This window comes from Moraxella sp. CTOTU48717 (assembly GCF_032057165.1).
In the GTDB taxonomy this organism is placed as follows: domain Bacteria; phylum Pseudomonadota; class Gammaproteobacteria; order Pseudomonadales; family Moraxellaceae; genus Faucicola; species Faucicola tetraodonis.
Genome location: NZ_DAMBBC010000002.1, coordinates 145,465 through 158,857 on the forward strand (window position 1 = coordinate 145,465; position 13,393 = coordinate 158,857).

12 protein-coding genes are annotated in these 13,393 nt (G+C 43.4%); 1 reads left to right on the forward strand and 11 read right to left on the reverse strand.

Annotation, left to right across the window (positions count from 1 at the left end):
- Window positions 1–3: 3 nt before the first annotated feature.
- Window positions 4–1,140, forward strand: coding sequence for a tRNA guanosine(34) transglycosylase Tgt (gene tgt / locus RT084_RS02255; protein WP_076776002.1), 1,137 nt, complete (start codon window positions 4–6; stop codon window positions 1,138–1,140).
- Window positions 1,141–1,257: 117 nt separating this feature from the next.
- Here the strand turns inward: tgt and lpxA are convergent, their stop codons facing one another.
- From lpxA to pyrH, 11 genes are all read right to left on the reverse strand, one after another.
- Window positions 1,258–2,034, reverse strand: coding sequence for an acyl-ACP--UDP-N-acetylglucosamine O-acyltransferase (lpxA, locus tag RT084_RS02260; RefSeq protein ID WP_036598919.1), 777 nt, complete (start codon window positions 2,032–2,034; stop codon window positions 1,258–1,260).
- Between the two features lie 247 nt (window positions 2,035–2,281).
- The gene (fabZ, locus tag RT084_RS02265) at window positions 2,282–2,797 is read right to left on the reverse strand and encodes a 3-hydroxyacyl-ACP dehydratase FabZ (RefSeq protein ID WP_312383419.1); all 516 of its coding nucleotides are present in this window, start codon (window positions 2,795–2,797) and stop codon (window positions 2,282–2,284) included.
- 129 nt (window positions 2,798–2,926) lie between these two features.
- Window positions 2,927–3,979 (reverse strand): UDP-3-O-(3-hydroxymyristoyl)glucosamine N-acyltransferase, encoded by a 1,053-nt coding sequence (gene lpxD / locus RT084_RS02270; protein WP_312383416.1) that lies wholly within the window; start codon window positions 3,977–3,979, stop codon window positions 2,927–2,929.
- A 109-nt stretch (window positions 3,980–4,088) separates the two neighbouring features.
- Window positions 4,089–4,601, reverse strand: a complete 513-nt coding sequence (locus RT084_RS02275; protein WP_201664275.1) for an OmpH/Skp family outer membrane protein — start codon at window positions 4,599–4,601, stop codon at window positions 4,089–4,091.
- Window positions 4,602–4,614: 13 nt separating this feature from the next.
- Window positions 4,615–7,008: an outer membrane protein assembly factor BamA gene (gene bamA, locus RT084_RS02280; RefSeq protein WP_312383641.1), complete on the reverse strand. Its 2,394-nt coding sequence runs from the start codon at window positions 7,006–7,008 to the stop codon at window positions 4,615–4,617.
- Between the two features lie 332 nt (window positions 7,009–7,340).
- On the reverse strand, window positions 7,341–8,708 hold the full coding sequence (rseP, locus tag RT084_RS02285; protein ID WP_312383413.1) for an RIP metalloprotease RseP: 1,368 nt from the start codon (window positions 8,706–8,708) through the stop codon (window positions 7,341–7,343).
- 128 nt (window positions 8,709–8,836) lie between these two features.
- Entirely contained in the window at window positions 8,837–10,057 is a 1,221-nt protein-coding gene (gene ispC / locus RT084_RS02290) for a 1-deoxy-D-xylulose-5-phosphate reductoisomerase (RefSeq protein ID WP_312383411.1), read from the reverse strand.
- Between the two features lie 265 nt (window positions 10,058–10,322).
- Window positions 10,323–11,210, reverse strand: coding sequence for a phosphatidate cytidylyltransferase (locus RT084_RS02295; protein WP_312383409.1), 888 nt, complete (start codon window positions 11,208–11,210; stop codon window positions 10,323–10,325).
- Between the two features lie 19 nt (window positions 11,211–11,229).
- The gene (gene uppS, locus RT084_RS02300; protein ID WP_312383407.1) at window positions 11,230–11,970 is read right to left on the reverse strand and encodes a polyprenyl diphosphate synthase; all 741 of its coding nucleotides are present in this window, start codon (window positions 11,968–11,970) and stop codon (window positions 11,230–11,232) included.
- Between the two features lie 44 nt (window positions 11,971–12,014).
- Window positions 12,015–12,569 (reverse strand): ribosome recycling factor, encoded by a 555-nt coding sequence (gene frr, locus RT084_RS02305; RefSeq protein WP_007116803.1) that lies wholly within the window; start codon window positions 12,567–12,569, stop codon window positions 12,015–12,017.
- 39 nt (window positions 12,570–12,608) lie between these two features.
- Window positions 12,609–13,337, reverse strand: coding sequence for a UMP kinase (gene pyrH / locus RT084_RS02310; RefSeq protein ID WP_312383405.1), 729 nt, complete (start codon window positions 13,335–13,337; stop codon window positions 12,609–12,611).
- Window positions 13,338–13,393: the final 56 nt, after the last annotated feature.

Sequence of the window (13,393 nt, forward strand, 5' to 3'; positions counted from 1 at the left end):
AATATGCAATTCACCTTACATAAAAACGCTACAGGCGAGAGCCGTGCTCGCCGTGGTACGGTTCATCTCGCTCATGGCGATGTGCAAACCCCTGCCTTTATGCCTGTCGGCACTTACGGCACCGTCAAAGGCATGCTGCCGCGGGATATCCACGAAATCGGTGCCGAAATCATCTTGGGCAATACCTTTCATTTGTGGCTGCGCCCAACGACCGATGTCATTGACAAATTTGGCGGGTTACATGACTTTATCGGTTGGAACAAGCCGATTTTAACCGATTCGGGTGGTTTTCAAGTTTTTAGTCTGGGCGCAATGCGTAAAATCAAAGAGGAAGGTGTGCATTTTCGCTCGCCGATTGATGGCGCAAAAGTATTTTTATCCCCCGAAATATCAATGCAAATTCAATACTCACTGAACTCAGACATCGTCATGCAGTTTGATGAATGCACGCCCTATCCTGCAACGCCTAGCGAAGCGGATACATCGCTTGAATTATCGCTGCGTTGGGGCGAGCGCTGTAAAAATGAGCATGAAAAACTGGGTAATAAGAATGCTTTGTTTGGTATTATCCAAGGCAGTATGTATCGCAACCTTCGTGAAAAATCCTTAGAAGGTCTATTAAATATTGGGTTTGATGGCTATGCCATTGGCGGGCTGTCAGTCGGTGAGCCAAAAGAAGAAATGATGGCGGTGCTTGATTACTTACCCGATGATATGCCAGCCGACAAGCCCAGATACTTGATGGGTGTGGGTAAACCTGAAGATATCGTGGAAGCGGTACGCCGCGGTGTTGATATGTTTGATTGCGTGATGCCAACACGTAATGCACGAAATGGTCATTATTTCACCACTTTTGGCGCGGTTAAAATTAAAAATGCGGTGCACCGTTTTGATCAAAGTCCGCTTGATAGCGAATGTGATTGTTATACTTGTCAGAATTTTAGCCGCGCCTATTTGCATCATTTGTTCAAGTGCAATGAAATGCTATCGGCACAGTTGGGCACCATACACAATTTGCGTTACTATCAGCGCTTGATGGCAGATATCCGTCAGTCCATTGAAGATGATAAGTTTGATGCGTTTGTCGATACTTTTTATCAGCAGCAAAACTTACCAAAACCTGATTTGCATTTGACATAAAAACCACCTAAAAACACATAAAAAAAGAGCCGATTTGGCTCTTTTTTACTTTTTATAAGCTGCTGTGGATACGCTAAATAGCAACGCTATCCTTCCTTACTACCTTATCTTACCACGTTATCTGACTAAGCCACGTTCACTATGAATCAGGGAATCCAATAGCAATTGTACCAAAGGTTCTTGGGGTAATAGCTGCTCGCTCACCGCGACAATGGCTTCTTCCTTGGTCAGTCCTGAACGGAAAATCACCCGATAAGCCTGGCGTAGATAATCAATAGTCTGCTTTGACCAACCTTTGCGGCGCATGCCTTCGATATTAAGACCATGGCTTTTGGCAGGGTTGCCCGATACCATATTAAAAGCCGCAACATCTTTTAAAATCAAGCTTGCACCACCAATCAAACTATAATCATCAATACTACAAAATTGGTGAATACCTGAATTACCACCGACAATCACATGGTTACCGATGCGGACATGCCCTGCAATCCCCACATTATTAGCCACAATGTTGTCGTTGCCAATTACGCAATCATGCGCAATATGGGTATTGACCATAAACAGATTACGGCTACCAACGCGTGTGATGCCTTTATCTTGTACCGTGCCGCGATGAATACTACAGGCTTCGCGAATGCGATTGTCATCGCCAATTTCTAGCCACGTCTCCTCGCCTTGGTATTTGAGATCTTGGCAGTCTTCGCCAATGCTAGCGAATTGAAAAATCTGGTTACGCTCACCGATACGGGTAAACTTGCTAATGACGACATGGGGGTGAAGCACGGTCTGTGCCCCAATTGTGACATGTTCACCAATAATGCAATACGGCCCTATCTTGACCGACGGGTGTATCGTTGCAGTGGCATCAATAATCGCCGTTGGGTGAATCGTCATGAAAAATCCTTATACGAGCCTACTATTCAAGAAGAACTAAATACATCAAAAATAACTAAATATATAGATTTAGCTGAAACCATAGGCAAAGCTAACTATGAACAGCAGGTTAAAATAAAAACGACATTATAGCATTTTTACTAAAGTATGCCATTTTTATCAAGGATTTTGCTTAACTTAAACAGATTTTATCGTTATAGCTTACTCAAACGCGCCTTATTCAAGCCATGTAAAAATGACGTTAAAGTCATGACTGGTGATATTGGGTACGCTGCTCTGCAATGGTGATTTCTGCACTGGCTGCCAATTCATCGCCCACGCACGCTGTACAACTAAATTTATAGATACTGTGACGCTCCATGGTTTTTTCGGCACGTAAAATGAGCTGATCACCGGGGATGACTTGACGTTTAAAACGCACTTTATCGACCCCAGCGAAGAGATAAATATAGCCATCTCTTGGTTTGACATTTTTGCTGATAAAACCCAGTACACCCGCTACCTGCGCCATCGCTTCAATCATTAAGACACCTGGCATGATAGGCTCTTCAGGAAAGTGACCATTAAAGAAAGGCTCGTTGATGGTGATGTTTTTAACACCGGTAATCCACTCATTGGGTTTTACCGCAGTGACTCTGTCTAATAGCATAAAAGGATAACGGTGAGGCAGATAATCACGTAACACAACGGCATTGAGAGGTAATGTCACCCCAAGCTGTGCAAGGCTAGCGATGTCTTCATCAATCAACTTATCAAAATCCATGGATATATCCTTTATACTTTTAAATCATCTTTATCAAAAAAATAGACTTGTGAAAAACAACCATTGTAACGGTTTTAAGATTGAGTTTACAGTTGTTTTCTCAAATTATTTGATGGATAAAGGTAACGATTAACTTTTTGGTTTGCCAAGTTGCTTAAAATTAATATAGGCTCTTTTCCATAAGCTATTGGGCATCACTGGCATGCCTGAAGAATATACACCCGGTTGGTGAATCGATTTGGTCACCATCGTCATGCCAGTAATCGTGACATCATCACAAATTTTGATATGACCTGCAAAACCTGATGCGCCACCAATCATACAGCGTTTACCAATTTCTGTACTGCCAGCAATCCCCACGCATGCTGCAATCGCCGTGCCAGCACCAATGCGCACATTGTGGGCAATTTGCACCAAATTATCGATAATGACATGATTACCGATAACCGTATCATTCAGCGCGCCGCGATCGATACAGGTATGGCTGCCTACGCTGACATGATCGCCCAGTATCACTCGCCCCAATTGGTGAATTTTTTGCCACCCTGCTTCATCTGTACTGCCTTTAGGAGCAAAGCCAAACCCGTCATTGCCAATGCTGGCATGACTATGCAAGCTGACATGTTTACCCAGTACACAATCATGCCCGATGTACACATGCGGCGCAATTAAGCTACCTTCGCCAATCACGACATTGGGCTGAATATTGACTTGGGCCTCAATCTTGACGTCATCACCAATGACGCAGTTATCACCGATTTGGCTATACGCCCCAATACGCACGTTGTCGCCCAATTGCAGATTGTTACCCAAAATGGCAGTCGGATGAATCAAACAATGTGATAAATTAGGGTTGACTGTCTGATGATACGCTTGCGTCGGTTCAAACAATGCTGTCAGTTTGGCATACGCGGCATAAGGTGATTTGACCACGATGGCAACGCTATGGCTTGGGCTTTTTTCCTGTAAGGATGCGGGGACTAGCACAGCGCCAGCACCCGTGGTTTGCAATTTTGATTCAAATAGAGGATTGGCGATAAACGTGATATCGCTGTCGGTGGCATCCTCAAGAGAGGCGATTTTGGAAATTTGTTTCTGCAAATCTTGGTCGGTTTGCGCATCCCCTTGGTCAATGACGTCACTACCTAAAAAATCCAAAATTTGTGTGAGGGTGAACGCCATTTAATTACTCCAATCGTTTGCTTAAAATTTGCCTTAATTTTACACAGAAAATAAAAAACGCAATAGTCGAATATTGCGTTTTTGCTAAAACCTCTAAGCTTAAAAAATATTATTTTACTTGATCGTTAATCGCTTTGGTAAAATCTGCCGTTACGTCCCATTCAGGTTTGACATAACTAACCGTTCTATCACGATTATCAATCAGCACATCAATATTTTTTTGACGCACAATAGTTTCTTTAATGGCTTGGATTTTGGGGGCAATTCGCTGCATCACTTCTGACTCATTGGCATCAATGATGGACTGGATTTGACTGGCAACCTGTTCATAGTTTTGTAGGTTGGTTTGAATTTGCTTACGCAAATCATCCTTTTGTGCTTGGGTCATCTGAGCATTTTGCGTGGCGTATTGTTTTTGCAAACGCTCAATGGTGGCTTTGTAGCTATCAAGCTGCTGCTGCTTTGGTTTGACCGCCGCTTGCACCACGCCAATTTTGGTTTTGGCGATGTTAGTATTGTTAATGGCAACTTGGGAATTCCAAACCGCAACGGTATTGGCAAACACTGGCATTGCCAATACACTTAAAATACTTGCTGTGGCTAACTGAGTGATTATTTTCATATACATAGACCTTTTAGAATGTACGTCCAATTTCGAACTGTACATTGTCGACTTTATCTTTATCTTTATCATTGAGCGGAACGGCATAGCTTAATGAGATTGGACCAATTGGGGTAATCCAAGTGAAGCCTGCACCCGCGCTAAAACGCATGTTATTGTCTTTTTCATTTAATAGCGATACGGTATTGCCATTCACTGTGACTTTTTGGTCATATTTATTGGTGGTGTCAAACACTTGTGCCCCTTCAACAAATAACACGGGACGGATTTGGTCTGCCCAATCGCCTTTAAACGGCATCGGCAAGATTAATTCAGTACCCACTTGCGCGAGTGCATTACCGCCAATCTCTTCTGGGTAATTATCGACCCCATTATAATTCTTCACTGGGTAATAACGCTTACTGGTAGGGCCTAAAGTGGCATTCTCATAACCACGCACTGAGCCATAACCCCCTGCAAAGAAGTTTTTCCAGAAAGGTAAATCGTTACCATATCCTAACTTGGTATAACCGCGTAGTACGGTATTTTTTAGGAATGGTCGATAGTAGTTGCCTTGATAGACCAGTTTTTGGTAAGTGGCATCACCAAAAGCCAGTTCCAAATTGACGTTATGTGACATACCTTTGGTTGGAAAACGTCCACGGTCAAGCGTGTTCATATTCCAGCCTAAATTTAGGCTAGCCGTATTAAATGGGTCTGATTCGAATGATTCATTGCCATCAGAGTCTGAACCTACTTGCAGATTACCCTCGTCTTTTAAGTACTGATAGTTTGATACCGCTAACAAAGCGCCTGCTTTGATTTTGGTACTATCAAGTGTGAGACCAGCACTTAAACTCTTATTTTCATCAATCGGGTAGCTAAAACCTAAGGTGCCACCATACGAGTCTGTTACATAGTTTGAAATGTTTTTTCTGTCATATTTGGTTTTGCGTGTATAGATACTGGCACTTTGCGATATCCCATCTGGGGTAAAGTACGGGTTGGTATAGCCCAAATTATAACTATCTAACGTCTGAGAACGCGATAACGAAATATTGACCTGATTACCTGTACCCAAAAAGTTAGATTGACTTAAACCTGCTTGGAAAGTGATACCACCACTTTGTGAATAACCAGCCGCAATGGTACTAGTACCTGATGGTTGCTCCTCTACTGCAACATTGATATCTACCTGATCGGGGGTGTTGGGGACAGGTTTGACATCCATGTTGACAGTTTTGAAGAAGCCTGTACGCATCAAACGCGTGCGCGACAAATCGATTTTTTCATTGGCGGCCAATGCGCCTTCCATTTGGCGCATTTCTCGGCGCAATACTTCATCTGCGGTTTTATTATTGCCGGTAAAATTGATACGGCGCACATACACAGGACGCACAGGATCAATAAAGAAATCGACATCTACCGTGCGAGTGTCCTCATTGATACGGGGCACTGGGCGGATTTGGGCAAAATAGTAGCCATCGTTACCATACAGTGTGCCAAGATTTTGTAAAGTTGTCGTCATTTGACGTTGTGAATAACGCTCACCTGGCTTAAATGCTACTTGCTTACGAAGCTTGTCGGTATCGTAGTTGGGCGTACCCATAAAGTTGACATTACCAAATTTATATTGCTCACCTTCAGTAAGATTGAGCTCAATAAACACTTTGTCTTTTTCTGGACTTAAATTAATGGTGGCATCATTGATGGTGAATTTGACGAAGCCCGCGTTTTGGTACATGGCGGTGACATTTTCTAAACTTGCCGCAAGCTTTTCTTTGGCATAGCGGTCAGATTTGCTAATCACATTGATCCATGAGCTTTCTTTGATGCTCATCGCCTGTCTGATTTCTTTGTCGCTAAAATGTTTGTTACCAATTACCTTGATATCGACAACACGCGCCGCTTTACCTTCAACAAAATTAAATTTAAGCGCAACGCGGTTATTGTCTAAGGGCGTTTGGGTCACATTAACTTCGCTATTATAATAACCTTGCTGATTATATTGCTGTTTTAGCTCATTTTGCACTTGCTCAACTGTCGCCTGTTTTAGCACATTGCCTTCTACGATGCCAATACGTTTTAGGCCTTCGGTCAATGCTTCTTTTGGAATGAGTTTATTACCGTCATAAGTGACATTTGCGATAATTGGGCGCTCTACCACGTCAAATACCAACTTATTGCCTGATTGGGAGGCTTTAACGTCTGAGAAATTGCCAGTTTCATAGAGGGCTTTGATACTAGCTGCGATATTGGCATCGTTTGCTACTTCACCGGTATTGACAGCAAGCACTGGATAGAGGTTATCAGCGGATACCCGTGTCAATCCATTAAATTGAATATCACTCACGGTAAAATTTGCCGCTTGTGCATACGAGGTAACGAGTGCTAACGGTGCAACCAAAAATAACGCTGAATTTCGCATATAACTTGTTTCCGAATTGACGACTGCCCAAAGATAATGCATGAAACCTGCCATCTTTAACTATCTAAAATTAGTTATCCAAAGATCATTATCTAGGTTTGATAATCTAAATTTGGTAATCTAAGTTTAGTCCGCTAAAAATAACAAATGCTATCAAAAAGGGTGACTTGATTAAACTTCTAGTAATAGTTTGTCTTTGATGTGTAGCTTGTATTATCAAAGTACAAGAGATCCGTAAATAAATTTTACTGGCATAAGGTAAGCTAAATTTTGCGTAAAGTCTAGCGAAAAAACAAAACTACAAATCAATATTTTAGCCAAATTTGGGTCGGTTAAAACAAGCGTGAGATATCGTTACCAATCGCCAACAGCATGAAACCTGCAAGCAAAACTAAACCAATATTCATTCCCATCATTTGTATTTTCTCCGGCATGGATTTACCAAAAATAGCCTCATAGGCATACATGACAATATGACCGCCATCAAGCACAGGTACGGGTAATAAATTGAGCACAGCAAGGCTTAAACTGATAATCGCCATAAACGACAATACCGCTTCCCAACCGATGCTAAAGCTTTGATTGGCGACTTTGGCAATGGTAATGGGACCTGATAGGTTCTCTACCCCAATGGTGCCGGTCAACATTTTACCCATGGATTTGAGGGTCATGGCACTTAAATTGACAGTTTGATGCACGGATTTTTCGACCGCTTGGATGGGGGTATATTGAATGGTTTTTATATACTCAGGTGGCGGTGCAACCTTAGATGCTGCGGCCGCTGCGCCAATTTGTCCAAATCGATTGCCCATCGTATCTTTTTTTGCTTGTGGCATGACTTTTAAGGGGATGATTTTGCCCTGGCGCTGTACTTCAAGCGTTAATAACTGCTCGGGGCTAGATTTGACAACTTGTGAAAACGCCAGCCAATCGCTCACTGGTTGACCATTGACACGGGTGATGGTATCACCGACTTGCAGACCTTGACGCGCGGCAGCGCTATTTGGGACAATTTCACCGACCACCGCCGGAATTTTTGGTTGCCACGGAATCGCGCCTAAACTATCAATGGGGTTGGTTGCTTTACCCGCTTCTACTTTCATAAAGCGCTGTATCGGCACGGCAACATTGGTTTGACCTTGCGCGCCATTCACCGTTAAATTAACTTGTCCCGACTCGCCCATGCGATCGGCTAACGCATAGTTAATATCCTGCCAACTTTGGATGGGTTTATTATCGACCGCAACAATTTCGTCACCAACTGTGAGACTGGTTTGACTGACAGGTGAATTGGGCAAAATACTGCCGACTTTGGTCGCCAATACTTGGGTTGGTGTGATAAATAGCAGCCAATACAAAAAAATCGCAATTAGTAAGTTCATCACCGGACCTGCTGCGACGATGGCGATTTTTTTCCAAGGTTGTTGGGTATTAAAGGCTAAATGACGTTCAGCTGGATTGACTGTGCCTTCTCGCTCATCGAGCATTTTGACATAGCCGCCAAGCGGAATCGCAGAAACCGCATAATTAATCCCAGTTTTTTTACTTGTCCAGCTTAGCAGCTTTGGACCAAAGCCAATTGAATAGGTCAATACCTTGACACCGCATAGCCGAGCGACAATGTAATGCCCCCACTCATGTAGTGCCACCAAAGGTCCTAGTACCACAATTGCAGCTAAAACGGTCAAGATGAAATTCATGGCTATCCTTTTGACAAAATCACAGGCTAAAAATAATTTAACTATCGTTATGTTAATAAGTTATGAAGTCATTTTTAACGATTATCAACCAGTGTTGCCAACTATTTTTAAGCTTTTTTAAGCACTGTTTAAACATTTAAATCGGCAATACATTGGTGTGCTTGTTCGCGGCTTAGTTTATCGACCGCCAAAATCGCTTGCAATGACCCAATCGGCTGTTTTTCAGCTTGCAATAGCACTTTTTCATTGATATCGGCAATATCGGTTAAACAGATGTCACCATTTAAAAACGCTTGAACGGCTATCTCATTACTGGCATTCAAGGCGATACACGCATAGCTTCCTTGTTGCATGGCTTGATAAGCCAACCCAAGGCATTTAAACTTTTCTAAATCAGGTCGGACAAAATTTAAGCCACTTAACTTAAAAATATCTAATCGTTCCACCCCACTGCTGATACGATCAGGGTATGCCATAGCATGGGCAATGGGGGTACGCATATCAGGACTGCCAAGCTGGGCTAAAAAACTACCATCGTTGTATTCAACCATAGAGTGCACGATGCTTTGCGGATGAATGACCACTTCAATCTCAGAGACTGGCATATCAAATAAAAAACTTGCTTCAATCAGCTCCAAGCCTTTATTCATCATGGTAGCACTATCTACTGATATTTTTTGCCCCATGGACCAGTTCGGGTGCTTGACAGCCTCTGCAACGCTGGCGCGTTTCATATCATCGAGTGTTTTGTGTAAAAATGGTCCACCTGAGGCAGTTAACCAAAGCTTTTTAATACCATGGTTATCATCATGAATGGCATTGCGCTGTTGTTGCACCGCGGTAGGCAAACATTGAAAAATGGCATTGTGCTCACTATCAATTGGGAGCAATTTGGCATTTGACTGTTTGACGGCTTTAATCATCAGTTCACCTGCCATCACTAATGCTTCTTTATTGGCAAGCAAAATCGTTTTACCCGCGTTCGCCGCTGCCAGCGTTGATGGCAAGCCTGCAGCACCGACGATAGCCGCAACCACCATGTCCACTTCTGCTAGTGTGGCAAGCTCAACTAAACCTTGCTCACCAATCAAAATCTTGCAGTTTAGATGAGCGTCGCTGAGCATCTGCGCAAATGTTGCTTCCTTTTCTTTGGCAACACAAACATAAGTTGGCTTAAATTGCTGACAAATACTCAACAGTTTATCGAGCCGCGAAAACCCTGTCACCCCGACCACGTTATACAAATCAGGATGCTGACTGACGACCGATAGTGTACTATCGCCGATAGAGCCAGTTGTGCCCATAATAGCAATGTTTTTTTGCGGTATAGTGTGAGTTGAAGATAGCATTACAATGACCTAGTAAGTTGGGGCAGACGGCGGTTAAACCTAACATTTTACGTTTACAGCGGCAAATTGCCACTGTGATAAGCATATTAACACGCGAGAAGATTTTTAAGCATCAATCAACAAGCAGTTGCGCAAAAAAAGATTGAATGAAACACAAGCTTGCATTGATTAGTGAATTAAACAAATTGATATTGGCTAGATTGGTATTGAACAGATTAATATTAAGCAGATGTGAAAATTTTTGAAAGCTAAACCCAATGTAGCATTAAATTAAGCCGTAAAATTTCATCGCCCAAAATCCCAACGCAAAAATTGGCACGGCTGAAAGCTGCGAATCAATACGATCAAGAATGCCCCCATGCCCTGGTAATAATGCCCCGGCATCTTTGACGCCTGCATGGCGCTTTAGCATACTTTCAAATAAATCACCGAACACGGACATGATGATAGTGAGCAACGATAACAGCAAAAACAATCCAATAGCCGTCATCGACCAATCGTTTAACAACCCAAACGATACGCCAATCACCACAAGCGTACCCGTGGCAAGTCCACCAAGTAAGCCTTCCACACTTTTATTGGGTGAGACGTGCGGGGACATTTTGCGTCTACCAAGTTTTCGTCCGACAAAATAAGCACCGCTATCCGCGCACCACACCAATACAAACACATATAGCAGCCACCAAGCTGAAAGTGACCACAGATAATACATCGCAGTAATGGCGGATGACAGTATAATCATACCGATGATGTACAAATGCTTACCATACCAAGCTTGCGTATTGTTGGGATAATGGCGAATCCAGCCAATCGCTAGCAACCAAATCAGCGCGGCAACCAGCCAAAAAAACACCCAAGCGGTTATGCTGCCAGTTAGCTTTGCCATCACCAATAACAAACTGACAATCGCTAACACCATAAGGCTATATATATAATCGATTGGTTTGGCAGGTTTGGTCGGGATTTGGGTGGTAGGCGGAATATAATTGTCGGGATTTTGGTGAAATGATGGCATGAGCTTTGACCACTCAAAAGCCCCAAAACCTGCACCCACTAACAATAGCGGCAACATCAAAATAGGCTCGCGGGTAGCAAACATCGCAACGCCAACAATCACTAATAAAATAATGGCGGTTCTAATGCGTTCCCACATGACAATTCCTATTGATTAATTAAAAGCCCAAACCTAATACTTGCTCGCTGGTCTTACCAAATCGACGTTCACGACCCATAAAAATATCAATCATTTGGTCTAATTCAGCCGCCTTGAAATCTGGCCAAAGCGTTTCGGTAAAAAATAACTCAGCATACGCACATTGCCAAAGTAGAAAATTAGAAATGCGGTAATCACCCCCGGTACGGATTAACATATCAACCGCTGGTAAATCCGATAGCGACAGGTGGCGTGCAAAATCGTCTTGGGTAATGGCATCGGCAGTAAGCGCGCCTTGTGCCACTTGCTTGGCAACTTGGCGGCAGGCATTGACGATGTCCCATTGACCGCCGTAGCTGATAGCAATCACCAAACTCATTTTAGTAAAATGGGCAGTTTGATCTTCTGCATCTTGCATAATCGCGCGTAAATGCGGCGTCAAGGCATCCCTATCGCCGATAAAGCGCAAAGAAATTTGATGCCGCAACATCCGTGGTAATTGGTCATGGACGGTTTGCTCAAGCAGCTTCATCAATAACACCACTTCATTGGCTGGGCGCTGCCAATTTTCGCTAGAAAAAGCAAATACCGTCAACGCACGAATACCAATATCCATGCAATGCTCAACCAAAGGGTCTAAATTATCTTTGCCGGCAATATGCCCGCCACCGCTTGGTAGCCCATGTGCTTTTGCATAGCGGTTATTGCCATCCATAATGATGGCAATATGTTGTGGCATTGCTACCTTTGACTCAACCATGACCTACTTCTTATGAATTGGTTCTTTTATTGGATAAATAACGATTAAACGGCCATTAACTCTGCTTCTTTGCTAGAGAGCATTTTATCAATGCTATCAATGTATTTATCAGTCATTTTTTGGATGTCGTCATTGGCGCGGCGTTCATCGTCTTCTGAGATTTGCTTGTCTTTTACCAAGGCTTTTAAGGCATTGTTGGCATCACGGCGGGCATTACGCACGGAAACACGGCGCTCTTCGGCTTCATGACGTGCCAATTTTTGCATATCTTTACGGGTTTCTTCTGTCAATGCGGGTAGTGGTACCCGAATCACTTCTGCGCTCATTGGGTTGAGACCCAAATCTGATTCACGGATTGCTTTGTCCACTGCCTGCACCATGCTACGGTCAAAAGGCTGCACTAACAGGGTACGCGAGTCTTCAACGTTGATGCTCGCCACTTGATTAAGTGGCATCTCAGAGCCATAGTAAGACACCATCACACCCTGTAAAATACCAGGATGGGCACGGCCCGTGCGTAATTTACTAAAGGCATTTTCCAAGGCTTCAATCGCCTTTTTCATTTTGTCTTCACCTTGTTTTTTAATATCGTTAATCATGTTGCATCCTTTTAAAACTCTGTATGTCAAATTTAGAAATTAGTAATTGATAACTTTGGTGCCTTCTGCCTCGCCCATCACCACATGAAGCAGCGCGTTGGGTTTTGCCATATCAAATACTTGCAGCGGTACGTTATGCTCACGCAGCAACGCAATCGCAGTCAAATCCATCACCCCCAATTTTTGATCTAGCACTTGGTCAAAGGTGAGTTCGTCGTATTTGACGGCATCGTCATGGGTATTTGGGTCTTTGTTATACACGCCATCGACTTTGGTGGCTTTTAGGATTAAATTGGCTTCAATCTCGATGCCACGTAAACATGCTGCGGTATCCGTGGTAAAAAATGGATTGCCGGTACCTGCGACAAACACACACACTTCATTGTTTTTTAAATAGCGAATGGCATTGCGGCTGCTGTAGTTTTCAGTCACTTCACCAATTGGCAAGGCTGACATCAAACGGCATTTGATATTACGGCGCTCTAGGGCGTCACGCATCGCCAAGCCATTCATCACGGTCGCAAGCATACCCATTTGGTCGCCTGTGACACGGCCCACCAAGCCTTGTTTTTGTAGCGCAGCGCCACGATACAAATTGCCACCACCGACCACGATACCCACTTGCACACCCAATCCTACCAAGTGGGCAATCGCAAGACTCATGTTGTCTAATACGCCTGAATCAATCCCCATATCATTTTTGCCTGCCAGGGCCTCGCCAGAGAGTTTGAGCAAAATACGTTGGTAACGGGGAGCTTTATCAGACATGGTTGACCTCTTGTTGGCTGTTGGATAACAAATAATGCAAATGGCGAAATTTTAAC

Bases quoted from the DNA above. Each gene is read 5' to 3' on its own strand.
- tgt (WP_076776002.1), top strand. From the start codon at position 4: ATGCAATTCACCTTACATAAAAACGCTACAGGCGAGAGCCGTGCTCGC.
- lpxA (WP_036598919.1), bottom strand. From the start codon at position 2,034: ATGACGATTCACCCAACGGCGATTATTGATGCCACTGCAACGATACAC.
- fabZ (WP_312383419.1), bottom strand. From the start codon at position 2,797: ATGGATTTTGATAAGTTGATTGATGAAGACATCGCTAGCCTTGCACAG.
- lpxD (WP_312383416.1), bottom strand. From the start codon at position 3,979: ATGGCGTTCACCCTCACACAAATTTTGGATTTTTTAGGTAGTGACGTC.
- RT084_RS02275 (WP_201664275.1), bottom strand. From the start codon at position 4,601: ATGAAAATAATCACTCAGTTAGCCACAGCAAGTATTTTAAGTGTATTG.
- bamA (WP_312383641.1), bottom strand. From the start codon at position 7,008: ATGCGAAATTCAGCGTTATTTTTGGTTGCACCGTTAGCACTCGTTACC.
- rseP (WP_312383413.1), bottom strand. From the start codon at position 8,708: ATGAATTTCATCTTGACCGTTTTAGCTGCAATTGTGGTACTAGGACCT.
- ispC (WP_312383411.1), bottom strand. From the start codon at position 10,057: ATGCTATCTTCAACTCACACTATACCGCAAAAAAACATTGCTATTATG.
- RT084_RS02295 (WP_312383409.1), bottom strand. From the start codon at position 11,210: ATGTGGGAACGCATTAGAACCGCCATTATTTTATTAGTGATTGTTGGC.
- uppS (WP_312383407.1), bottom strand. From the start codon at position 11,970: ATGGTTGAGTCAAAGGTAGCAATGCCACAACATATTGCCATCATTATG.
- frr (WP_007116803.1), bottom strand. From the start codon at position 12,569: ATGATTAACGATATTAAAAAACAAGGTGAAGACAAAATGAAAAAGGCG.
- pyrH (WP_312383405.1), bottom strand. From the start codon at position 13,337: ATGTCTGATAAAGCTCCCCGTTACCAACGTATTTTGCTCAAACTCTCT.